Annotated in this window: 23 protein-coding genes and 1 pseudogene; 8 read left to right on the plus strand and 16 right to left on the minus strand. The window is 62.1% G+C overall.

Annotated features, from left to right (window positions below; genetic code table 11):
* Positions 1-35 precede the first annotated feature (35 nt).
* The gene (locus R6G97_RS12100; RefSeq protein WP_060494223.1) at positions 36-773 is read right to left on the minus strand and encodes a TetR/AcrR family transcriptional regulator; all 738 of its coding nucleotides are present in this window, start codon (positions 771-773) and stop codon (positions 36-38) included.
* 183 nt (positions 774-956) lie between these two features.
* On the opposite strand from R6G97_RS12100, the gene R6G97_RS12105 reads away from it, so the two are divergent.
* Positions 957-2,588 (plus strand): ATP-dependent acyl-CoA ligase, encoded by a 1,632-nt coding sequence (locus tag R6G97_RS12105; RefSeq protein WP_060494224.1) that lies wholly within the window; start codon positions 957-959, stop codon positions 2,586-2,588.
* 53 nt (positions 2,589-2,641) lie between these two features.
* On the opposite strand, the gene R6G97_RS12110 is transcribed toward R6G97_RS12105, so the two are convergent.
* Positions 2,642-3,442, minus strand: coding sequence for an SDR family NAD(P)-dependent oxidoreductase (locus tag R6G97_RS12110; protein ID WP_046785919.1), 801 nt, complete (start codon positions 3,440-3,442; stop codon positions 2,642-2,644).
* A gap of 100 nt (positions 3,443-3,542) precedes the next feature.
* Between R6G97_RS12110 and R6G97_RS12115 the strand changes: the two genes are divergently transcribed.
* Positions 3,543-4,286: a DUF2889 domain-containing protein gene (locus tag R6G97_RS12115; protein ID WP_317848142.1), complete on the plus strand. Its 744-nt coding sequence runs from the start codon at positions 3,543-3,545 to the stop codon at positions 4,284-4,286.
* A 27-nt stretch (positions 4,287-4,313) separates the two neighbouring features.
* Here R6G97_RS12115 and R6G97_RS12120 read toward each other — a convergent pair whose 3' ends face one another.
* The 4 genes from R6G97_RS12120 to R6G97_RS12135 form a co-directional block, all read right to left on the minus strand.
* Entirely contained in the window at positions 4,314-4,889 is a 576-nt protein-coding gene (locus R6G97_RS12120; protein ID WP_046785917.1) for an aromatic-ring-hydroxylating dioxygenase subunit beta, read from the minus strand.
* 92 nt (positions 4,890-4,981) lie between these two features.
* Positions 4,982-6,382 carry an aromatic ring-hydroxylating dioxygenase subunit alpha gene (locus R6G97_RS12125; protein WP_051095695.1) on the minus strand — a complete coding sequence of 467 codons (1,401 nt, stop codon included), beginning with the start codon at positions 6,380-6,382 and terminating at the stop codon, positions 4,982-4,984.
* A 113-nt stretch (positions 6,383-6,495) separates the two neighbouring features.
* The gene (locus R6G97_RS12130; protein ID WP_046785915.1) at positions 6,496-7,497 is read right to left on the minus strand and encodes a fumarylacetoacetate hydrolase family protein; all 1,002 of its coding nucleotides are present in this window, start codon (positions 7,495-7,497) and stop codon (positions 6,496-6,498) included.
* Positions 7,494-8,195, minus strand: a complete 702-nt coding sequence (locus tag R6G97_RS12135; protein WP_060494226.1) for an SDR family NAD(P)-dependent oxidoreductase — start codon at positions 8,193-8,195, stop codon at positions 7,494-7,496. The genes R6G97_RS12130 and R6G97_RS12135 overlap by 4 nt, the downstream gene beginning before the upstream one ends.
* A gap of 135 nt (positions 8,196-8,330) precedes the next feature.
* Here R6G97_RS12135 and R6G97_RS12140 point away from each other — a divergent pair, with 135 nt between their 5' ends.
* Together R6G97_RS12140 and R6G97_RS12145 are read left to right on the plus strand one after the other, a co-directional pair.
* Positions 8,331-8,729 (plus strand): Zn-ribbon domain-containing OB-fold protein, encoded by a 399-nt coding sequence (locus R6G97_RS12140; protein ID WP_046786390.1) that lies wholly within the window; start codon positions 8,331-8,333, stop codon positions 8,727-8,729.
* Positions 8,729-9,919, plus strand: a complete 1,191-nt coding sequence (locus R6G97_RS12145; RefSeq protein WP_051095800.1) for a thiolase family protein — start codon at positions 8,729-8,731, stop codon at positions 9,917-9,919. The genes R6G97_RS12140 and R6G97_RS12145 overlap by 1 nt, the downstream gene beginning before the upstream one ends.
* A gap of 9 nt (positions 9,920-9,928) precedes the next feature.
* On the opposite strand, the gene R6G97_RS12150 is transcribed toward R6G97_RS12145, so the two are convergent.
* The 6 genes and pseudogenes from R6G97_RS12150 to R6G97_RS12175 all read right to left on the minus strand — a co-directional run bounded on the left by R6G97_RS12150 (position 9,929) and on the right by R6G97_RS12175 (position 15,369).
* Positions 9,929-10,699: an IclR family transcriptional regulator gene (locus tag R6G97_RS12150; protein ID WP_196996667.1), complete on the minus strand. Its 771-nt coding sequence runs from the start codon at positions 10,697-10,699 to the stop codon at positions 9,929-9,931.
* 107 nt (positions 10,700-10,806) lie between these two features.
* A pseudogene (locus tag R6G97_RS12155) lies at positions 10,807-12,389 on the minus strand (MFS transporter).
* Between the two features lie 30 nt (positions 12,390-12,419).
* Positions 12,420-13,304 carry a fumarylacetoacetate hydrolase family protein gene (locus R6G97_RS12160; RefSeq protein ID WP_054573045.1) on the minus strand — a complete coding sequence of 295 codons (885 nt, stop codon included), beginning with the start codon at positions 13,302-13,304 and terminating at the stop codon, positions 12,420-12,422.
* A 1-nt stretch (position 13,305) separates the two neighbouring features.
* Entirely contained in the window at positions 13,306-14,256 is a 951-nt protein-coding gene (locus tag R6G97_RS12165) for a VOC family protein (protein ID WP_046786388.1), read from the minus strand.
* 66 nt (positions 14,257-14,322) lie between these two features.
* A complete protein-coding gene (locus R6G97_RS12170) occupies positions 14,323-15,081 on the minus strand; it encodes an SDR family NAD(P)-dependent oxidoreductase (RefSeq protein WP_046785910.1) in 759 nt (252 codons plus the stop codon).
* 51 nt (positions 15,082-15,132) lie between these two features.
* Positions 15,133-15,369 (minus strand): ferredoxin, encoded by a 237-nt coding sequence (locus tag R6G97_RS12175; protein ID WP_046785909.1) that lies wholly within the window; start codon positions 15,367-15,369, stop codon positions 15,133-15,135.
* A 307-nt stretch (positions 15,370-15,676) separates the two neighbouring features.
* Here R6G97_RS12175 and R6G97_RS12180 point away from each other — a divergent pair, with 307 nt between their 5' ends.
* The 4 genes from R6G97_RS12180 to R6G97_RS12195 all read left to right on the plus strand — a co-directional run bounded on the left by R6G97_RS12180 (position 15,677) and on the right by R6G97_RS12195 (position 19,454).
* Complete coding sequence (locus R6G97_RS12180; protein WP_191086777.1) at positions 15,677-16,936, plus strand: MFS transporter; 1,260 nt, start codon at positions 15,677-15,679, stop codon at positions 16,934-16,936.
* Between the two features lie 23 nt (positions 16,937-16,959).
* Positions 16,960-17,280, plus strand: a complete 321-nt coding sequence (locus R6G97_RS12185; RefSeq protein WP_046785907.1) for a 2Fe-2S iron-sulfur cluster-binding protein — start codon at positions 16,960-16,962, stop codon at positions 17,278-17,280.
* A 20-nt stretch (positions 17,281-17,300) separates the two neighbouring features.
* Entirely contained in the window at positions 17,301-18,536 is a 1,236-nt protein-coding gene (locus R6G97_RS12190; protein ID WP_060493170.1) for an NAD(P)/FAD-dependent oxidoreductase, read from the plus strand.
* A 78-nt stretch (positions 18,537-18,614) separates the two neighbouring features.
* The gene (locus tag R6G97_RS12195) at positions 18,615-19,454 is read left to right on the plus strand and encodes an oxidoreductase (protein ID WP_060493171.1); all 840 of its coding nucleotides are present in this window, start codon (positions 18,615-18,617) and stop codon (positions 19,452-19,454) included.
* On the opposite strand, the gene R6G97_RS12200 is transcribed toward R6G97_RS12195, so the two are convergent.
* The 4 genes from R6G97_RS12200 to R6G97_RS12215 form a co-directional block, all read right to left on the minus strand.
* Positions 19,444-19,794: a nuclear transport factor 2 family protein gene (locus R6G97_RS12200; RefSeq protein WP_046785904.1), complete on the minus strand. Its 351-nt coding sequence runs from the start codon at positions 19,792-19,794 to the stop codon at positions 19,444-19,446. The genes R6G97_RS12195 and R6G97_RS12200 overlap by 11 nt on opposite strands.
* Before the next feature lie 13 nt (positions 19,795-19,807).
* Complete coding sequence (locus R6G97_RS12205) at positions 19,808-21,097, minus strand: MFS transporter (RefSeq protein WP_046785903.1); 1,290 nt, start codon at positions 21,095-21,097, stop codon at positions 19,808-19,810.
* 30 nt (positions 21,098-21,127) lie between these two features.
* Entirely contained in the window at positions 21,128-21,916 is a 789-nt protein-coding gene (locus R6G97_RS12210) for an SDR family NAD(P)-dependent oxidoreductase (RefSeq protein ID WP_054573042.1), read from the minus strand.
* Positions 21,917-21,998: 82 nt separating this feature from the next.
* A complete protein-coding gene (locus R6G97_RS12215; RefSeq protein WP_041505808.1) occupies positions 21,999-23,030 on the minus strand; it encodes a hypothetical protein in 1,032 nt (343 codons plus the stop codon).
* Between the last annotated feature and the right edge of the window lie 23 nt (positions 23,031-23,053).

Here is a 23,053-nt window from a genome sequence, read left to right on the forward strand (position 1 = left end):
GGGGGCTTAGGTGTACAGAATGGCGAAAGAAGGTATCAGCGGCGGGTGCGCGAGGTAGACCCCATGATCAGTGCGCCAAGCAGCTTTTTCACGCGTACCGGGAATAGTCGGCGCCCCGCCGCCTCCGGCACCAAGATTTCACTCAACACATAGCGAATGATCATTTCGCAGATCAGCTCCCGATCCAGGCGTACGCCTAGGCGGTCGTCCCAGTCATCAAAGACAATGCCAAGGCCATCCTGAAAACGCACGATCGAGTCGTGGAAAATCCGCCGAAAGAATCCCAGCGCATAGTCTGGCGCCACCACCAGCAGGCGCCGCGCACGGCTTTGCTCAAGGTAGTTGTCGAGGTAGGCGAACAATGCGTTCAGCCGCGCTTCCGGATCACTGGTGTGGCCCAGCTCCTGCGACAACGAGGTGTGGAAGCTTTCACGCTTGTGCCGTGAGAAGGTGTCCAGCAGGTCTTCCTGGGAAGAGAAATAGCGGTAAAAGGTCCCGCGCGATACACCCGCGACCTGGCACACATCGAGAATGGAAATGCGATCGGCGCCCGACATCAGCACCACTTCTTCGGTCGCCTTTAGGATGTTGGCGATGGTTTCTTCCGAACGGCGGTTGGGCTTGACCTTATTGACTGCCGCTGCCGGGCCATTGCGCCGCTCGACGGTGTTGACGGCCTTGGGGCCGCTCGCAGGGGTGTCAGGTGCGGCTTTTTTCCTGGTTTTGGCAGCGGCCTTAGGCGCTTCAGCCACCTGAGTTACATTTTTTGGCATGGACTTGCAGGCTCGTGGAGAGTAATGATGAGGCAACGTTAGCACAGAATCTGCGCACAAATAATCGTATATGTTCAACTTTATGCTAAAGACAATTTTGGATTTTGCATTTAGAATCAGGTTCTCTATTTAAAACAAAAACCAGGCAGACCAGCAGTTTCGGGGCCTAAACGGAGAAAATTCATGGGTAGCAGTGGGAATCCAGACACTTGGGCGGTAGGAGAACGAGACACTGTCATTGATGCGCTAGACCGTGCAGTGGCAAGGCATCCGGAGCGAATCCTGCTGGATTTCAGCGGAGAGTTATACACATACGGTGATGTTGATTCACTTTCGACAAGAATGGCCAACGCCCTGGCGTCGCTCGGCATTAAGCCGGGTGAAACTGTACTGACCATGCTCGACAATAATATCGATGCGGTCATCACCTGGCTGGCCATCAACAAGCTGCGCGCGGTAAGCGTGCCGATCAACACGGCACTTAAGGGCGAGTTTCTGCGCCACCAGATCGCTGACACTGGCACCTCGCTGGTGATCTGCGAAGCTGCCTACCTGCAGCGCATCACACCGCTGGCAGAACAGCTGCATGACGTGCGCCACATTTTGCACCGCGGTACCCCCGACAGCGTGCCCGAGTGCGCGATCCGCATTACCGCGCTGGACAGCTATCGCGGCCAGGACGCCACCCCGCTGGCCACTAAGCCGCAACCTTCCGATCTCGCCTGCCTGATCTACACCTCGGGCACCACCGGCCCGTCCAAAGGCTGCATGATCAGCTACAACTTCATGTGTAACCTGGCCCGCCTGCAATTGCGTGCCGGACCTGCTAGTGCCGATGACGTCACCATCACACCGCTGCCGCTATTCCACATGAATGCCCTGTGCGTGTCGATCATCGCCAGCATTCTGGTGGGTGCACGTGCCGCCATCCTGCCGCGCTTTTCGGTGTCCGGCTTCTGGCCGGAAGTGGAACGCTCGGGCGCCACTATCGCCTCGATTCTCGGCGGCATGGGAGGGCTCCTCGCACAGGCGCCAGACAACGAGGCCATGTTGCGCTGCGTCGGGCAGATACACACCGCTCGCGGCAACCCCTATACCGAAGAAACCAAGAAGATCTGGCGCGAACGCTTCGGCACGCCGCTGGTGGGTGGCAACGGCTATGGCCTGACCGAAGCCTGCGTGATCACCTCGCTGGCAGCCGGCGAATATGCAGCGCCCGGCTCCTCGGGCAAACGCATTGCCGACTTCGATGTACGCATTGTCGACGACCTTGACCAGGAAGTCCCCCCTGATACCGCCGGTGAAATCGTGGTACGCCCACTGCGCCCGGACATCATGTTCCAGGGCTACTGGCGCCGGCCGGAAGACACCCAGAAGCTGATGCGCAACATGTGGTTCCATACTGGCGACATCGGCAAGTTCGATCATGACGGCTTCTTCTACTTTGTCGACCGCAAAAAGGACTATCTGCGACGCCGTGGAGAAAACATCTCCAGTTTCGAGATGGAGGCGGCCTTCGGCGTGCATCCTGCCTTGGCCGAAGTGGCGGTACATGCGGTGCCGTCCGACAAAGGCGAAGATGACGTGAAGGTCACTGCAGTTTTGCATGAAGGCGCCACGCTGCACCCCGAAGACCTGTTTCACTGGGCCGTGGAGACGGTGCCCTACTACGCCCTACCCCGCTACATCGAGTTTCGCCCCAGCTTGCCGAAGAACCCACAGGGCCGTGTTTTGAAATACCTGCTGCGCGACGAAGGCAAAACCTCTACTACCTGGGACCTCGAGGCTACCTCGATCAGCGTTGCCAAGAAGTAGCCGCTTCACCCAGCACGCGAAAAGCGCGGCACTAGCCGCGCTTTTTTTTGGTTTCAGTATTCGCGCACGGGGATGCCTTTGGGCCGAGAGTTGTAGCCAGGCAGGTGCAGACCGCCGTCGACGTGAATGGTTTCGCCGGTAATGAAGCGCGACATCTCGCTGGCCAGGAACACCACCACCGGACCGATATCGGCCTCAGGCTCGCCACAACGCCCCAGCGGGCGCATGGAAGCAGACATTTCAGCGAACCCCGGGTTCTCTGCCGCCAGCTTGTGGAAAGTGGCGCCCATCGCGGTGGGCGCGATGGCGTTGGTGCGAATGTTGAAGCGCCCCCATTCAGAGGCCGCGCTGCGGGTCAGCCCCACGATGGCCGATTTTGCTGTGTTGTAGTCGCCATGCAGCCAGGCACCGATCTCGATATCGATCGAGTAGAAGTTGATGATCTTGCCGCCCCCGCGCGCCTTCATGTGCGGGAGCGCCGCCTTCATCGCCCACCAGGCTGCCCACACGGTCGAACCCAGTGTCTGCGCGAGCATCGCATCGGTCTTGTCTTCCAGCAACACGTTGGGCGTGGGCGCAAACGCGTTGTTAACCAGTATGTCCAGGCCACCGAACTCGTCTACAGCCAGTTGCACCGCGGCTTCGATATCGGCCTTGCTGCAGACGTCCGTGCGAATGAACACCGCCCTGGCGCCAAGCGCCTTGAGATCCGCTACCACCGCTTCCCCGCTGGCTTCATCCAGTTCTGCGACCACCACCGCAGCTCCCTCTCTGGCGAAGTTCAGCGCGATGCCTCGGCCGATTCCGCCCCCTGCGCCGGTAATCAGCGCGACCTGTTCGTTCAGCAGGGCCATAACCGCTCCTTTTCTTGTTTTTAGTGAACATTAAAGTATTTAGTGTTCAAATATAGCCGATTTCAGCGCCCCCTTACACCCTTTGCAAAAGGACACCAGGATGACTGTATTTCGACGCCGCGTAGACATCATTGCCCACGGAGACCACGTTCGTGCGGCCCTGGAAGATGATTTTCACCACTTTCGCGTATGGGCCAGCCACACAGCCGGCCATGTCACGGCCGTCGGTGGCGAAGCGCTGCGCTACCCCTATTCGCTGTGCCCGCAGGCTGGCGACCAACTGCAGGCACTGGTAGGCATGCCACTGGCGCGCATTGCGCATTCGGTCACCCGGCACACTGACGCCAGCCATCAATGCACCCACCTGCTCGACCTGGCCGGCCTGGCTATTGCGCGCGCCGCCCGCGGCACCGGCGAGCGGCGCTACGAGATCCAGGTCGGCGCACGTATCGACGGGCATACCCGCGCCAGTCTGAGCTGCAACAGCGGGCAGGTCCTGAGCTGGGAAGTGAACGGTACGATGATCGAAGGGCCGCCACCCTTTGCAGGGGTCAACCTTCGCGAAGGGATGGCGCGCTGGGCGCTGGGCACCCTCAGCGAAGACACCGCCGAAGCGTCGCTGCTTCTGCGCCGTTGCACGCTTATATCGATGGGGCGCGCCTACAACTTCGACGAACAAGCCCACGCCGTCAGCAGCGGTCGCTGCTACAGCCAGCAACCGGCCCGCGCCGAACAGGCACTGCGTATGCAGGGCTCGACCTTGGATTTCAGCAACAACCCACAGGCATTGTGCGCCCAGGACCAGGCGTGGCTGCGTGCCATGCCCGGTGACCACGCGGCGTGACACGCCGCGTGGCCTTTACACGACGCTTTAGAGGAAGATGGCCAGGTTGGGGGTGCCCAGCACCGCCTGGTCCAGAATCACCTCGCGCCGCGCCAGCTTGAACCCGGCCGCCCCCAGGCGCAGCACATCGCGCCGCTCACCGCTGATGATGTCGACGTGGTGGTCTTTGAAACGGCTGCGCGTGAGCAACAGGTAACTGGTGACCACGAACTCGTCAGGCTTCTGCGTTTCCTCCACGAACACGTTGGTCACCAGCCGGCGGGTACGCGAAGGCGGGTCTTCTGCCCAGGCGCTCTTGCCGGACAAGCGCAGGATGCGCCCCATCATCGAGCGGTAGTCGTCGTGGTAGTGCTGCACGCTGCGCACGATCGTGGTCTTAAGTTCCGAGGCCAGGCGCGTTTGGCGCAGCGGCACGGTGTAAACCAGGTCGGTGTCCAGGCGCTCGGCCCATTCCTGAAGGCGAATCTGGTCGAGCAAGGTGGCCTCCTCGAAAAGGAAGGTCACCACGTCGTTGTAGAGCGCCGACCCCACCGGTACTCGCCGTGTGCCGACCGGGGAGCCAGGCTGGATCTCCTCCACGCCGCGTTGCTGAACCTGCGTCATGAGCAATTCCTCATTGTTGTTCTTCTACTTGAAGGGTGACGAGTTGAGGCGACAGCACAAGGGCCGCTTCGAAAAGCGAGCCACCCCCATGCTCATGCCTCATCCGCGGCGGTCATCAGTTCGTGCCAGTACAGCCACCAGTGCCACTGCGTGTCGTCCTTGGTAAAGCCTTCGTTGACAATGCCCGGGCCGGGCCAGCCTTCAGGCGCACCCGTCTCGTAGCAGGCCTGATACTTGAGGGTGCTCTTACGCCCCATCGCGCCCTTGGCGGCCAACGTCATGTGCGGCCAGGTATCGGAGTCATCCTGCTCGACCATGCCGGAGGTGCCGAATAGTTGAATGGTCTGCTTGAGCATCTTGTCTCGCAGCTCTGGTGGCGCGTCCTTCTCGGCGAACACCCAGTTGACGAACTCCAACTTGTCAGGGCCTTGCGGCACATAGGCGTGCAGGGTCATGGAACCGACGACGCTTCCGTCGGGCTGTGGAATGTAGACAAACCCAAAAAGAATATTCGGGAACATTCCACCCACTTGTGGAGGCATGCTGGTGAGCACCTGCAACTGCTCGTCGCTCAGGTTGCGTGCCAGCTGCTCGACCATCCCGGCGGTCATGCCGGCAGGTGGCAGTGCTTCAAGCTTCTGCTGCACGCTCAGCTCGGCCGGGTCCAGGCCGGTAAGGCGCTTGATCTTGCGGGCTAGGTCGATGCAACGCAGGGCATGGCCATGCGGCGAGCTGATCTCGACACCGATCATTTCCGGGCTCAGGTCGGCGGTTTCACCCTCGCCCTTCTTCGCATAGTTGCCCACCTCGCCCAGCCAGCGGTGCAGGGTCAGGGTGTGGAAGCCGTCCGCGGCGGACTGCTCGCCAGCGGTTTTCCAGTTGGCGTTGACGATGAAGCGCTGAGGCGGACCGAGCACTTCCATGCCCTTGTCGGAACGACAGAACAGCATGTCGTAGTACCACTTAGCGTCGCCCAGAAACTCCTCGAAGGACGGCCCCTCGGTGTTCCAGGTGGCAAACACCAGGCCGCCATACAACGTGACCCGCGCCTTTTTCAGCCCCAGCTCCTCTTTAGGCATCATCTTGCCGTGCATGCACTCGCGCTCCACCGGCGAACCGATGAAATCCCCGTTCGGACGGAATGCCCAACCATGGTAGATGCATTTATGGATCTGGGTGTTGCCGCAATCGGCGGTGGTGATGCGCATGCCGCGGTGCGGGCACACGTTTAAGGTGACGAACACCTCGCCTTGTTTGCCACGGGCGACGATCACCGAGTCAGAACCCAGGTCGCGAACCATGAAGTCCCCGGCGTTAGGGATCTCCGTTTCATGGCCCAGCAGTACCCAGATCTTGCCGAAGATCTTTTCCATCTCCAGCTCGTAGATTTCACGGTCGGACAGCACGCGCATCTGCACTTCGCGAGTGTTGGGATAAATGAGGTCCGAGACCTTGGTTCCATCAGACAATACGGGGCTTGTTCTTGTTAGCATGATTGCCTCCTGCTCAGGGTGTCACGGCGGGCCCGCAACGAAATATAAGACACTTTATTAATTTTTGTACACTTAATTCACGTTCAAAAAAGTAGACCCTTGGCGGTTCAGTGTCAGGCCTCAGTAGCCGCCTTGCGGCCAACCTGGGTGCGCAGCATGCCGATACCGTCGATTTCCAGCTCGACCACATCGCCAGGCTTGAGGTAACGCAACTGCTCCAGGCCACAGCCGTTACCCACCGTGCCCGAGCCCAGGAACTCGCCGGGGTATAGAGTCTCGGAGCGCGAAACATGGGCGATCACGTCTTCAAATCGCCAGCGCATGTCCCGGGTGTTGCCACGCCCCCACTCCTCGCCGTTGACCCGCGCCACCATGTTAAGGTCGTAGGGGTCTCCCAGTTCATCCACAGTCACCAGGCATGGGCCCATGATGTTGGCAGTGTCGAAGTCCTTGCTCTTGGCTGGGCCGAGCATGCCGGGCATTTCCAGAGCCTGGGCATCGCGGGCGCTCATGTCGTTGAAAATGGTGTAACCGACGATGTGCGCGCCAGCGGCCTCACGACTGATGTCCTTGCCTCGCTTGCCAATGTAACAGCCGAACTCCAGCTCAAAATCCATCGCGCAGCTGAAGCTGGGCCACTGGAACTCGTCGTCGATGCCCACCACGGCAAAGCGGTTGCCCTTGTAGTAGATGGGCTGCTTGTTAAAGGTCTCAATCACTCGGTCGTCGGCACGCGTATTCATGGCCTTGAAGGTCGCTTCGGGATCGTCGGTACGCAGCGCTCGGGCACGCCGGGCGGCGGCAAAACTCTGGCGCAGGTGCAGTTCGAAACAGGAGCAATCGCGCATTTGCGGTGGTGGCTGGATCGGTGCTCGCAACTTGACCGCAGAGCGCTCCAGCACAGCCGCCGAGGGCGCCTTGGCTACCAGGGCGCGGGCCAGCTCCAGCGCCGCATCACCGCCTTCGACCAACGCAAGGATGCTACCCAGAGCGGCGCTGTCGCCCCCTTGCATCACCCGATAGGCCGATTGCAGATCGAGCACCTGGCGGTCCTGGTCGAGCAGTGCACCGGCACGGTCAACGCCATTGGCGTCCGTATAAGTGACCAGCCTCATACCCGACCGCTCACAGGCAATAACGCGCCGGTCACGACGGCCGCTTCATCGGACAATAGGAACGCGACCACCCCCGACAGTGCCTGCGGGGTCACCCAGCGGCTGCTGTCGGCGTCAGGCATGTCAGCGCGGTTGGCTGGGGTGTCGATGATGCTGGGCAATACCGCGTTCACCGTCACGCCACGGTCTTTCAGCTCCTCGGCCAGGGCTTCGGTCAGCCGGGCCACCCCCGCCTTGGAAGCAGCATAGGCGCCCATGCCGGCAGCGGCCTTGACCGATGCCAGCGCGCCGACATTGACGATTCGCCCGGCGCCGGCCTGCAGCAGGTAAGCCAGCGCCGACTGGGCGCTTACCACGGCGGTGCGCACGTTCATCTGGTACAGACGGTCCCAGGTGTTCAGGCTGCCACCCTCGAGGGTTTCCCAGGCAAACCCGCCGGCGACATTGACCAGGCCATCGACGCCGCCCCAGTGCGCTGCCACCTGTTCGAAGGCGGCAGCGGCCGACTCGGTCGAGGTCAGATCGACGCCGCCCAGCCGCAGCAGGTTGTGCGTATCGAGCAGGTCGGCAGGTGCCTCGCTGCGGTCCAGAAGGGCCACTCGCGCGCCCTGCGCCAGCAAGTACTTGCCCAGCGCGCTGCCCAAGACACCGAAACCGCCCGTGACGACTACCCTTTTGTCCAGTAATGACTGGGACATAGCCAAATCCTCTTGTTGTTTTACCGCGCGAACGGTCGATTCGTGCTTTCGCCTGAGCCAATATATGACACTTTTCCAAAATATGTGCAAATGATACTGTGTGGATCCATGTCAAACATTCACCACGGACTGCTGATGCCTAGAAAACTCCCTGCACTGAACGCCGACAACCGCGCCTTCTGGCAAGGCGGTGAAACGGGCCAGTTACTGATCCACCGCTGCGCCGCGTGCAGCCGCTACTTTCACCCGCCTGCTCCGCTCTGCCCGCAGTGCGCCAGCTTTGAGGTGGGCCCCGAAGTGGTGTCTGGCCGGGGCAAGGTGCTCAGCTTCACCATCAACTATCAGGGTTGGACGCCCGACCTAGAGGTGCCCTACGTGGTGGCGATCATCGAACTCGCCGAACAGGCCGGCTTGCAGTTCATCAGCAACGTAGTGGGCATGCCGGTCACGGATGTGCACATCGACATGCCGGTTCGGGTCAGTTTCCTCAATGTCGAGGACGTGTGGCTGCCCCTGTTCGAGAGGGCTCAATGATGTTCGATCACCGTTACGAAAAAGACGTGGCCATCACCGGCATCGGCCAGTCGGAAGTCGGCCGGCCGTCGGACAAATCAGCCATGCGTCTGACCCTCGATGCGTGCCTGCAAGCGATTGCCGACGCTGGGCTGCAACGCAGCGATATCGACGGGGTGGCCTGCTGGCCCGGCGACAACAACAATGGCGACCCGTTTTCCCCGGTGGGGCCCAGCGCACTGAAGAGTGCACTGGGGCTCAACGTCAACTGGTTTGGCGCAGGCTACGAAGGACCGGGTCCCCTGGCTGGGGTGATCAACGGGGCGATGGCGATCGCCGCCGGGTTATGCAAGCATGTGCTGGTGTTCCGCACCATCACCGAAGCCTCGGCACGCGCAGTCAACCGCCAGGCCGGCGCCTTGACCGCCAAAACCCAGGGCCGCGACAACAGCTACGCCTGGCAATGGTTCACCCCATTCAATGTGCATTCGGGAATCAACCTGATGGCCCTGTATGCCCAGCGCCATTTTCACGAGTACGGCACCCGCCCCGAGCAACTGGCACAGATCGCCCTCACCTGCCGACGCAATGCCATGCGCAACCCCAAGGCGGTGTACCGCACGCCCATGACGATGGACGACTACATGAACGCGCGGATGATCTCCTCGCCCCTGCGCCTGTTCGACTGCGATGTGCACTGCGATGCCTCTACCGCGATCATCCTGTCGCATCGCGATGTCGCCCAGGATCTGCCGAACAGGCCGATCCGCATCGAGGCGATGGGCGCCGCGCTGAACCAGCCCTGGTCGTGGGACCAGATTTCACTGACCCGGATGGCCGCCTTCGATGTCGGCCAGATGATGTGGGCGCGCACCGACTACACCCCGCAGGACGTCGGCTCAGCGCAGCTGTACGACGGCTTCTCAATCCTGACCCTGATCTGGCTGGAAGCCCTGGGTCTGTGCCCGGTGGGTGAAAGCGGGTCCTTTGTCGAAGGTGGAGGGCGTATCGCGCTGCAAGGCAGCTTGCCGATCAACACCAATGGCGGGCAGTTGTCAGGCGGGCGCACCCACGGGCTGGGCTACGTGCACGAGGCGTGCCTGCAACTGTGGGGGCGCGCCGAAGGCCGGCAAACCCGCGACCATGGCGTCAGTACGGTGGCCGCAGGCGGCGGCCCGCTGGGGGGCAGCTTACTGTTGGTACGCGAATAGCGACGGGGTTCAGTAGAGTACGCAGGCCACTTCGTTGCAGAACTCGATCAGCGCCTTGCCCATCTCGGCAAGGCCCTCTTCGTCGCGCTGGCCGCGGAACATCACCGCCGAAACGGTGAACTCGATGCTGTTGGAAGGAGAATAGATCGGCGCTGCCACGGCCAGGATACCGCCGGAAAAATGCCCATCGTCCATCGCCCAGCCGCGCTCGGCAGCCACTTTGACGTCCTCGCGGTAATTTTCCAGAGACAACGGCCGGGCCCAGCGGATCTTCTCGAAATTACTTTCCACCAGCGGGTCGTGCATGTCGAGCTGAGTGGCGAACAGTCGCCCGCTTGCGCCCATCAGGATCGGCAGTCGTTGGCCTTCGGCCATGTCGATGCGCACATCGGTGGGGCTGGCCGCGGAGCTGACGATCACGATCCGGTCCGGACTCATCTTGCGCCACAGCGTGATGGTCACCCGCAGCCGCGACGCAAGGTTCTGTAACAACGGCTTGGCCATCTGCACGCGATGACCCTGGGTCACCAGTTGCTCCACCAGGCGCGCCAGGCCGGAGCCCACTGAGTAGCGTTTGGACAGCGGGCTGAAATCGACCACATCCTCCTGCACCAGGGTACGCAGGATGTTGAAGCAGGTACTGGGGTTGATGGAAAGCTGCCGGGCGATATCCAAGGAGCGTTCAGGTTTGCCGACCTGGCTCAGATGACGCAGGATGCGTATGGCGTTGGATACCGGCTTGACGAGGGTTGCATTGGCCGATTTGGCGGTGTCGCTCATGTCTGAAGTGTCCATACTGCGTCCGGTAACTAGTTGTTACCAACATTCTAGCCTGAGAATTACTCGCCCCGTAAAGTTTTACATGGGAATTTACCGCGATCCGGAGCCTATGGGTTCAGCGGCGGCTGGTAGATCAGCCGGCGGGTTTGCAGGTCTTCGCGGCGAAACTGCTGCAAAAGCCCTTCCAGAGCCAGGTCGGCCTGGGTCACCCGCACCTGCTGGCGCAAGTAGTCGAGCCAGGACTCGACGATGAACCGTTCGCTGTAGCGTTGCGTCTCGGCCATGTCGCGGTAGAGCCGCCAGTTCTGCGCGCCATTGCGCCGCCGCGCCTTGCCTACCGCATACACCGCCAACAGAAAATCATCTCGCTGCGGCGCAGGCACCTCGTATATCACCTCCACCGAAACCGGCCCGTCGGCGTGCGCCACTGGGGCCTGCAATTGAAGGTTGTCGGTCAGCGGCGCCTGTGCAAAGTCGGCTTCTTGGCCCAGTTCCACACGGCCGTTACGCGTCAGTAGCACCCCGGCGAACAGGCACAGCGTCGACACCAGCAGGCTTGCCTGCAGCCCCGCATACTCGGCCAGCGCCCCCAGGCGGCGCCACCGAAGGCCATCGCGCCCATCAGGGTCAATACGTACATCGACGCTACGCGGGCGCGCACCCAGTTGGCGGCATAAGTCTGCACCACCGAAGAGAGCGTGGCGTTGACCGCCATCCAGCCGAACCCGGCACACAGCATCATGACGCACACTAGGTAGCGGTTGCTCGACAACGCAGCGGCCAGCGCGGCGGCGGCAAAGGCGGCGGTACCGCAGGCAATCAGTTGACGCAGGCCGAGCCTGCGATGCAGGCGAGGTGAGTTCAGTGCAGCCAGTACCGCCCCCGCCCCCAGGAATGCCATCAGCAGGCCGTAGCCACCGGCGCCCATGCCCAGTTGCTGGCGCGCAACCAGGGGCATCAGCGCCCACAGAGCACTGGCGCTGGCAGTGAACACCAGCACCTGCTGCATTGCGCTGGACAGTACCGCCGAATGGCGAATGTAGCGCAGCCCGCTGCGCATACCGCCTATCAGGGTTTCCGGCGGAAGCCCGTGGACAGGCGGTGCCGGCGCCAGGCGCAACAGAAAGAACATCACGGCGGCCATGCACAGCGCGATCAGCACGAACACAGACGTGTTGTTCCAGTAGGCAATCAACGCCCCGGCCAAGGCCGGCCCCAGGGCACGGGTGGCGTTGACCGCAATGCCATTCAGGGCGACCGCTGCCGGTACCTGATCACGCGACAGCACGCTGATCATGGTCACCATCCACGCCGCCATACCCAGCGCGCTGCCAGTGCCCAGCACGAAGGTGAAAGCCAGCAGCCCCCAGGCTTCGAGGCGCTCGAACCCGGCCAACAGGCTGAGCATGATGGCCGCGAACACCATCAGGCACTGGGTGACGATCAGCCAGCGACGTCGGTCGACCAGGTCGGCGAGCACCCCGCCCGGCAGTGCGAATAGAAAGACCGGCAGTGTCACCGCGCTTTGCACCAGCGACACCATGATTGGTGAGGCGGTGAGCGTGGTCATGATCCACGCTGCGCCGACCGTCTGCATCCAGATCGCCAGATTCACCACCGCACCGGCCAGCCACAAGCCCCGAAAGGCCCGGTTGCGAAATGGCGCCCACGCCGAACCCTCGCTCATCATTGCTCCTTAGAACGTCTAGCCCATCAGGGTTTAGTGATCCAGCGGCAGCCCCAGGCGCCCCACCGCGCGGGCCGGGCCGAGCGGGCACGGCGCAGCAATGGTATTGCGCAGCTGGCCGATGCCGGAGATTTGCGCCACCACCTGGTCACCCGGTTGCAGGAAGCGCCCGCTTTCCAGGCCCACCCCGTGCGTGGAGCCAGTGAACACCAGGTCGCCGGGGCGCAGCTTGATCCGTGCATCCAGGTAATTGAGCAGCTCGTCCAGGGGGAAGATCATGTGCTGGGTATTGTCGTGTTGGCGTACTTCGTCATTGACGCTCAGGCGCATCTCCAGCGCAGGCTGCTGCTCGCCGCCCAGCTCGTCAGCCGTCACGATCCACGGCCCTGCGGGCGTGGTGCAGTCCATGGCCTTCTGGGTCAGTAGGTCGAGCCGCCCGATCTGCTGGCCCGCATCGCGTGCACTGATGTCGTTACCCACAGTGAAACCCAGAAGGCAGGCGCTGGCGCGGGGTTCATCCTGCAGCGCTCGCCCCACTACCGCCACCAGCTCCACCTCGTAATCCAGTTGCCTGGTCAGCGGCGAATACCTGATCGGGTCATTGGCCCCGACCAAGGCCGACTCGGGCTTGAGGTAGGCCAGTGGGTGTGCCGGGGCCTGACTGCCCAGGCGTTCGAGGTGGCTCAGGTAGTTCAGGCCCACGCCGAACACGCGGCTGCCCGGTTCCAATGGCGGCAGCAAACGTGCCCGGGCCAACGGCAGGCGTTCGCCAGCCAGGTCCAGAGCGTCCAGGTGCAGCCCCGCGCCCAGCCGCGCCCAGCACGCGAACGGCGCCCGAACCCGCCTGCAGTGCTCGCTGCTGGCGTCTACCAATGCCCAGAACGCCTGCCCGCCCAGCTCGATCCGCGCCAGGCGCATGTCACTGCCGGGCCAGGTAGGTAGGCAGATACTCGGCGTCATGGACCTCTTCGGGAGTCTTGACACTCGGTCCCAGGATGGGCCCCACCATCTCGTGGCCCCACAGGCTCAGTTTTTCGGGGTTCAGCTCGTAGGGGTCGCCTTGCCACGGCTCGATTTCAGCAATGGTTTCGAAGGCAAAACCCGAGGGGTTGTAGTGATAGAAGGACAGGTGCGGGTCTTGCGCATGCTGGCCGAGCGTCATCATCATCGGCAGTTCGCGCTGGCGCACGATATCGTAGGTCTCGCCCACATCACGCACGTTGCGAACGAACAGCCCGACGTGCTGGACGCCCATTCGCCCGGGCCCATGGCCATAGGCGATGTCGTGGCTGGTGTGATGGTTGAGCCGGGAGCGGAAGAAGCCGGTACGCCCCTTGCCCGCTCCCGCGCCATACCAGCTGAAGCCCATGACATTGAGCAGGAAGTCTTCAAGTTCCGGGGTGTACTCCGGAGTGATCAGCACTACGTGCCCTGCACCGCGCTCGTCGGCCAGAAAGCCGCTGTGGGGGCGCCCTGGCTGAAATGAACGCGGCAGCCATTTCTGTCCGTAAAACAACTCATGTTGGTAGCCGACCGGGTCACGAAAACGCACCACCTCACGCACGCCGCGGGTCTCGCACAGCTGCGCGTCACCACGGGTGTAGGCCACGTTGGCGGCCTCGAGCTTCCTGATCCCATCCTCGAACGCCATGCGCCCGATGGCTTCCCAGCCGATATACGCGATGCGGTCCACCTTACCCGGATGGAATGCGAAGCGGTGACGGCGATCATCGATTCTGAAATACAGCGACGCCGGGTCGCCGGGCGGATTTTTGCCGATACCAAAGCCCATCACCTGCGGGCCATACTCGCGCCAGGCGTCAAGATCAGGGGTTTCGAAGCCCATATAACCGATACCAATGATGTCCAATTTGTTCACCTTGTTCTTGTTCGAGATGAAACGATGCCAACTATCGCTCGCGCTGTCGCAGCAGGGCTAGACCGCCAGCAGCCCGCCGTCTATGACAAAGTCCGAACCGGTAATGAAGGAGGCCTCTTCGGAAGCCACGAACACCGCCAGCGCCACCACCTCTTCAGGTTCGCCGGGGCGATCCATCAGCACACCGTCGAGCAGCATGGCGCGGGCCTTGGGGTTTTCCAGAAACGCTTGAGTGCCAGGCGTGGCGACGAAGCCAGGACTCAGGCTGATGGCACGAATACCGACGGCTGCTCCCTCCACGGCCAATTGCCGGGTAAACGACACTACCGCGCCTTTGGCTGCCGCGTGGGCACTGATACCGGCCACCTTCGAACCGCCCCACGCCGCAGTGGAAGAAACGTTGATAATCACTCCGCGCTGCTCGGCCAGGTATGCCCAGGCGTACTTGGTGGTATAGAACAGCAGGTCGATTTCATTACGCAGGGTGTACTGCCAGTCTTCGATCGACAGCTCACTCACCAGGCCGAAGCGCGCTGCTGAAGCGTTGTTGTAGAGAACATCAATGCGCCCGTGCTCGGCGACGGCCGCCTCGATCCACGCCCTGGCCTGCTCGTGATCGCCCAGGTCCACGGGGGCAGTGCCATACAAGGTAAACCCCTCGTCGCTCATCAGGGCACGGGTCTGTTCGTGGCCCTCGGCATTGAAGTCGCACCCGACCACGATCGCCCCTTCACGGGCAAAGCGCAGCGCTGCCGCACGGCCTTGGCCGCCTCCGGTGCCGGTAATCAGGGCCACCTTGTTGTGTAAACGTCCCATCAGCACCTCCTCAACTCGTTGGTAATGACACCCTCTCAAGTGAGTGTGTACTCAAGCGGGGCAGTCTTGGGCGTCGATGGGCTCCAGCCATACTGCTTCGGCCGGGCAAGCAGCAGCGCCCTCGCGGGCATCTTCTTCAAGTTCGGGGGGCACCCGAGCGTCATCGAAGTACACCAGGCCGTCGGCATCGAGCTTGTACACACTGGGGCAAATGGTGGCGCACAGGCCGTAACCACAGCAGCGGCTACGGTCGGCAACAGCTTTGAACTGCGCTTTTTCTGAACTCATTTTTTTCTCCTTATCAGGTTCAGTCTCAGCAAATTATGAACACTTATTTATTTTATGTGCAATTTATTTTTAGCGAGGATATGCTCGGCCTCAGTTGCAGCAGTGAACCACGGTTGCGCCCTGGCAAACGCTCTGCGGTCAGCGCGATGTTGAACATGGCGTGACCGAGGGTGATTCAACTGGGTGCGCAGCGCAGCACATTCGTTTGTCTGTGAGTCATACGGCTGTGCTGGACAAACCGGAAATCACGGTTTTCACACAAAAAATGCAGTGTTTGGCTCAACAAAACCTACAAGGAAGCCAACTCATGAACCCTTCGAAAAACCAGGCGGCCATCGACCTGCACGAGTTCCGGCACAGCTGGAGAATCCTGCTTCTGTCAGTTGCCGGCGTGGCCATCAGCATCAATGCCGCGCTTCTGTACGGTTTTGGCACGCTAGTGGTACCGCTGGGCGATGCCTTTGGCTGGGGCAAAAGCGAATTGCAGGCGTGCATCACCTTCCTGTTTGGCGGCGCGGTGGTGTCGCTGCAACTAGTGGGCTGGTTCAACCTGCGCTTTGGCATGAGGCGCGTCACCGTGGTGTCCCTGTTGCTGCTGTCGGTCGGCTACCTGGCCACCACCCAGGTCAGCTCTTCGATCTGGTCGATGTACCTGGCCTTTGCGCTGCTGCCGATCGTGGGCATGGGCGCACTGGCCGTGACCTGGACCCAACTGATCAGCCTTTGGTACGACCGAAATCGCGGCCTGGCGCTGGCCATTGGCCTGTCAGGTACCGGCGTCACCGCCGCCACCGTTCCCCGGCTGATGACGTGGGGCATAGAGCAGTGGGACTGGCGTGCGGCCTTCGTGATCCTTGCGCTGCTCAACCTGCTGGTGCTGCTGCCGCTGATCCTGCTGTGGTTCAAGCTGCCCAAGGCCGCCGATACCACCCGGCAGGACGCCCTGGAGCAATTGCCGGGCATGAGCTTTCGCGAAGGCATGGGCTCGCTGAAATTCTGGACCTGCAACCTGGCGCTGGGCCTGGTAATTTCGTCGATTGTCGGCATGGTCACCAGCACGGTGCCGATGCTCCAAGCCAAGGGGCTATCGGCGGCAGATGCGGCCACCATTTTCAGCGGCTTCGGTATTTCGCTGATCCTGGGGCGTATGGTCATCGGCTATCTGCTCGACCGCCTGTGGCCGCCGGTGGTCTCAGCGTGCAGCCTGCTGCTGCCCGCTGTCGGCTGCCTGGTATACCTGAGTGGCACCACCGAGTTCATGCCCCTGATGCTGGCAGCCGTGCTGGTCGGGTTCGGCGCCGGGGCAGAGTTTGATATCGCCGCGTTCCTGATTGCGCGCTACTTCGGCCTGCGTGAATACGGCCGGTTATTCGGTGTGCACCAGGGCCTCAATACCGTGGCATCGGCCTTGGCGCCGCTGCTGTTCGCCTTCCTACTCGCACGTACCGGCTCATACACCGCCATGCTGGTGTACAGCGCCGCATGTTGCGTGGTCGGCCCGCTGTTGCTACTGACCCTTGGACGAGTGCCGCGCTTCGACGCGCGGCCCTTGCCCAGCCACTCCTGAGCCCACAAGAAACGGAGCAGAACATGCCCACACTGACCTTTATCGAACATAACGGCACCCACCATCAGGTCAACGGCGAAGTCGGCCAGTCGGTCATGCAGGCCGCCACGTTCGCTAGCGTGCCGGGCCTGCCCGCCGATTGCGGCGGCGCCTGCAGCTGCGCCACATGCCACACCTACGTAGACGAAGCGTGGCTGCACAAGGTGCAGGCACCGGAAAGCATGGAGAGTGACATGCTCGAGTACGCCTTCGAGCGTCGTGACAACAGCCGCCTGAGCTGCCAACTGATTATCAGTGAAGACATGGAAGGCATGGTACTGCACCTGCCCTCTTCGCAATTCTGAATGCGTTGCAAGGAGTACTCATGACCCTCGCCTCAGTCGTTATCGTCGGTGCCGGCCAAGCCGGATTCCAAGTGGCCGCATCGCTGCGCCAGGAAGGCTATGAAGGCCGTATCACCCTGATCGGCAATGAACCCGGCCTGCCCTACCAACGCCCACCACTGTCCAAGGCCTACCTGCTCGGCAAGATCCAGGAAAACAACCTGCTATTCCGCCCGGCCGAGTTCTACGCCACCCAGCGCATCGAGCTGCTGCACGACCCGGCCGCCGCCATCGACCGGCTCAACCGCCGCGTGGTGCTGGCTTCCGGCACCGCCCTGAGCTATGACCACCTGATACTGGCGACCGGCGCGCACAACCGCCCGCTGCCAGTGCCTGGCGCGGAGCTGCCTCAGGTGTTCGGCATCAAGACCAAGGCCGATGCCGACGCCCTGGCGCCGCTGGCCAGGCAGGCGCGAAACGTGGTGGTGGTCGGCGCAGGCTTTATCGGCCTCGAGTTTGCCGCGGTAGCCGCCGCCCAGGGTGCGCAGGTGCATGTGCTGGAGCTGGGCGAGCGCCCCATGGCGCGTGCGGTGTCGCGGGAAATGTCCGAGTTGTTTCGCCAGGCGCATGAGCAGTGGGGCGTGCACTTCGATTTCCGCCAAGGCCTTGCCCGCATTCTCGACGACAACGGCAAGGTGTGCGGCGTGCAAACCGCAGATGGCCGCACCCTGCCGGCTGACCTGGTGGTATTCGGCATCGGCGTTATCCCCAATACGCAACTGGCCACCGAGGCCGGCCTGGACATCGAGAACGGCATCAAGGTGGACGCCCACCTACTCACCTCTGACCCACAGATTTCCGCACTCGGTGATGTGGCCAGCTTTCCATGTGTACAGAACGAAGAGCAGCACACCCGACTCGAGTCGGTGCAGAACGCCATCGACCAGGCGCGTACCGTGGCCGCGCGCCTGATGGGTAAGCCCTCGCCCTATGCCGCCCTACCCTGGTTCTGGACCGATCAAGGCGACCTAAAGCTGCAGATCGCCGGGCTGTCCAGCGGCTACGACAGCACGGTTGTGCTCGGTTCTGCCCATGACCGGCAACTTTCGGTGCTGTGCTTTCGCAATGAGCGCTTGGTGGCTGTGGAGTCTTGCAACCGCCTGGGCGACCACATGGCCGCGCGCAAGATTCTCGCCCGCGCGCCCAGGCTGACGGCGGCTCAAGCAGCAGCCGAAGGTTTCGACCTCAAGACTTGGGAAGCGGCTAACCGCGACTGACAGCTCTCACCCACATCTCGCCGCACTGTACCCCCAAGGGCCCAGCGCGGCGTTTGCGCAACCTGATGGAGCGATGCAATGAACAAGGTCTGGTTTGTTACCGGTGCGGGCCGCGGGTTGGGCGCCGCCATTGCCAGGGCGGCATTGGCGGACGGTGACTGCGTGGTGGTCAGTGGCCGGCGCCTGGCGCACCTGCAAGGCATGTTTGCCGAGTACGGCGACCGGGTGCTGGCGGTGCCCCTCGAAGTCAGCAATCAAGCGCAGGCATTGGCCGCCGTGGAGCAGGCAGTGGCCCGCTTCGGTCGAATCGACGTGCTGGTCAACAACGCCGGGTATGGCCAACTGGCACCCTTCGAGGACAACCTGCCGAGCGATGCCGAAAAGCAGTTCGCCACCAATGTGTTCGGTGTGTTCAACGTGTGCCGCGCCGTGCTGCCGGTGATGCGCGCACAACGTAGCGGCCACCTGTTCAATGTGTCGTCCATGGCCGGCGTGTTAGGCATGGGAGGCGCCGCACTATACTGCGCCTCCAAATTCGCGGTGGAGGGGTTCTCCGAATCCCTGGCCCAGGAGGTAGCGCAGTTCGGCATCAAGGTCACGCTGGTGGAACCCGGGGTATTTCGCACCGACTTTCTCGATGCCAGCTCCGCAATGTTCGGTGAACGCGGGCTGCAGGACTACGCCGCGTTCACGGCCAAGGTCAAGGCTGCGTCGGCTGCCGGCAATCATCAACAGGGCGGCAACCCGGCGAAGCTGGGCGAAGCCCTGGTGCGCCTGGCCAACACCGACCAGCCACCATTGCGCTACCTGGCCGGTTCCGACGCCTACGGCCAGATCAGCGTCAAGCTCACCGGAATGCTCGCTCAGATAGACGCCTGGCGCGAGCTCTCCTGTTCTACCGATGGTTCTACTGGTTGATGAAGTAACGCACGGACAACCGCCCCCCTTCGAACCGGTACAGCTCGATCGTCTCTATGCCACCGTCCTGCTCGCGAAAAGCGTTCAAGTGGTGGCACGCCACTTCATTGCCATTGATGATGCACTGGCGTACCTCGACCCGAACTTTGGGTTGCTGTTGCGCCCACATGCCCTCCAGCACCTGCCAAGCGTCATGCTGCGGCTTGCCAACATACTCGATACTCAAGCCATTGGGTGACACGCTGCGGTAGTGGGCAAAAAAGCCTTCCTTGTCGCCGCGGTTCCAGCAGTCGACCTGGCCGTGCAGAAAGTCTTCGATCACGTGTTTGTCCATTGTCATGTAAGGGTCGTCCCTAGGCAGTTTGTTGTTTGAGCTGACGCTGCAGCGCTTGAAATGCCGGTTCCATTCTCAGCCACAGCAGAATGATCGGGCCGATGATGGCGCAGAAGAAGCAGCTCACCAGTACTGCCGAATAGCTGCCGTACACATCGAACAGGTGGCCGAAAAGCATCGGCACCAGGCCGGACACGATGGTGATCAGGCACAGGTGCAGGCCAAAGATGCGCGCGTAGTCCTTCAGGCCGAAGTAGCGCGCCATCAGAAACGCCGCCAGGTCAAACTCGGCGCCGGCACTGGCACCGATGCACAGGGTCGCCAGCATCAACAGCGGTACGTGCTGCGAGCCGCCAAAAAAGAAGATTGCGCACCCCAGTGCCGGTAACGCAAGGCTCACCGCCGCCACCAGCGACGGCGAGTAGCGGTCCAGCAGGTACCCCACCAGCAGGCGCCCGCCAATGATCGAAATGCCGAACGTACTGAAGATCTGGCTGGCCTGCTGCGCGCTCAGGCCCTTGCTTTGCAGCATCGGCACAATGTTGGTGACCATGCCCACTGTCAATGACACTGATAGGATCAACGCGATATTGAAACCCCAGTACTTGCCCGAGCGCAGCGCCTGTCTGAAGCTCATGCCCGACAACGACGGTTGCGGCTGCGCCGTCAAAGGGTCGGCCGCGGCGACCTCGACCGGCATGCGCAACCACATCAACGCCAGCGGCAGCGTGAACAGCAGCGGCATCGCCCCCAGGGCAATGAAACCGGCCTGCCAGCCATAGGCACCTATCAGCCGGGACAATAACGGAGGCAGGATCATCGCCATCAGACCGGTGCCGCACAGGATCACCGCCAGGGCCAGCCCCCGGTTACGCTCGAACCACAGGTTGACCAGCTGCGTCCAGGTGATGGCGATGGTACCGGCACAGACGATCGGCATGCTGAAGAACGCCAGGTACAACCAGGCGATTGCCCCCTGGATCTGGGTGATGGCGAAGTAGCCGACGATCTGCAGCATGATCGAGACGATGGCGACCCGACGCAGGCCGTAGCGCCGATACAGCCAACCGACCATCTGGGTGGAGATGGCCACCCCGGCGAACAGAAAGGAAATCGAGGCCTGCAAGTCGCCCCGGCTCCAGCCGAAGGCCTGTTCCAGCGGAATCACCAGGGTGCCGAACGCATACAGCAAGGCGGCGGTGATGCTGGTGCAGATGCCGAACAGCCCCAACAGCACCACGCGCCAGCCGCGCCTGAATTCGGAAAAATCGTTGCCAGCGCGTTGGCGCTCACGTGTGTCTGTAGTCATGCACTTTCACTCCCGTAGCAGCGCGGCGCGTTACTGGCCCTTGAGGATTTCTTCGACCTTGGGCAACGCCACCATGGTGGCGCCCCCGTCCACCAGCAACGAGGTGCCTGTGATATACGACGCCTCGTTGGAGGTCAGGAACAGCACCGCATTGGCAATGTCGGCAGACTCGCCCAGACGCCCGACCGGAAAATGCGCCGCCAGCTTGTGGGGCAGCTCCTCGCCCAGGGTTTCGAGCATGTGATCAGTGCCAATAAGGCCGGGCTCGACCACGTTAACCAGAATGTTCATGGCGCCGAATTCCACCGCCAGCCCACGGGCGAAGGCATTCATGAAAGCTTTGCTGGAACCATAGGCGATCAGCCGCGGGGTGTATTTGCGGTTGGCTTCACCGGAGGAGATAAAGATCAGCCGGCCCTTGTCGGGGGCCTTGGACAGGTACGGCGCGCTGTCCTTGGCCAGCCAGAACAGCGACTGGATATTGCTGCGCACGATGTGATCGAACGCGTCGTCCGGCATCTCGGCGATCAACCCGTGACGGGTGTCGGCGGCACAGTGCACCACGATATCCAGGCCGCCGAACTGCGCCACGCCGCCCTCGACCATCGACCTGATGGCATCGCGGTCGGCAATGTCGCCGCCCACCAGGCATGCCTGGGCGCCCAGTGCGCGGATCTGCTCGACGGTGTCTTCACCGTAGCGCGCAGTACGTGCCGAGACCACCACCCGCGCCCCTTCGCGCGCGTAGGCCAGTGCAATCGCCCGACCCATGCCACGACCCGCACCGGTTACCAGTACTACTTTGTCGCGAAACTTCATCGCGGTTCCCCGTTGTTGTTATTGGTTGAGGGTTTTGCTTTATGCATACGCCTGCCCACCGAGGCAGGCGCACAGTGCAGCGTTACAGATCCTTGCCAGGCACATTACGCGCCGAACCGTTGCGCCGGTCAGATTCACCCCAGCCCAGCCAGTGCGACGGCTCACGGGTATCGCCTACCCGACGCCAGCGCCCTTCCTGCTGGGCAGTGATCGGGAAGCCGCCGACAAAATCGATCATCTCGCCCCGCTCGTCCGGCAGGAACTCCCATTCTTCCTTGCCTTCCAACACGATCCGCGCCGACTTCAGGAAGTAGCTACCGTCCTTGTGCTCGGTCTGGCCTTCGATGTCGGTGGTCACCCGCACTTCGCCTTTTTCATTGTTGAAGAAGGCATAGCCGAGATGGTCGTGGCCGACCATGAACGAGCCGGTATCCCAGGTGCCGTCCTTGTACACGGTGACGAACGACCACCAGATCACGTGCTTGTTGTTGTTCACCACCAGGTCTTTCTTGAAATGGATGGCGCCGCCTTCAGCCATGTAGAACTGGTCCAGCGCCAGCGCACCTTTGACCGGCCGACCCTCGCATACGCCCGCCACATCCCACAACTGCGAAACATAGAACGTACCCCACTCCACGCCCGGCAAGTACCATTGCAAACCCGGCCCGAGCAGGCGACCCTCGATAGCGAACAGGCCCTCCTCCTTCCAGGTCAGGCGTTCGCTGCTGGCAGTGATTTCCCAGGCATTGCCCGGTTCCCCCGGTTGGCTGGCCCAGCGCGCGGTATCACCGTCGAGGCTGTGCACGGGCATGGGCGTTAGCGCCTGTTTGGCCATCTTCTCGTGGTCCATGCGCAAGTTGACCTTGTCGACATGGTTGTTCAGGTAAAAGAACTTGGTCGGGTTCGGCGTGCCGTTGGGGGCCATCAGCGAGCGAACGAAGGAATAGATGTTGCCTTGCTCATCGCGCACCGATCCGAAGGGTGAGCTCTTGCTCAGGTGCAGGCCGAAAAAGCCGCGCTCGGCCGACATCGAGGCGCCGCTTACCTTGTGCGGGCCCACCAGTTGCTGGAAGCCGAAGTCGCCGCGCTCTGGAATGGTCTTGAACGTTCTCATAGTGCCCTCTGTTGTTTTTGTAA

It is taken from the genome of Pseudomonas sp. HTZ2, from assembly GCF_033173945.1.
GTDB classification, from domain to species: Bacteria; Pseudomonadota; Gammaproteobacteria; order Pseudomonadales; family Pseudomonadaceae; genus Aquipseudomonas; species Aquipseudomonas guariconensis.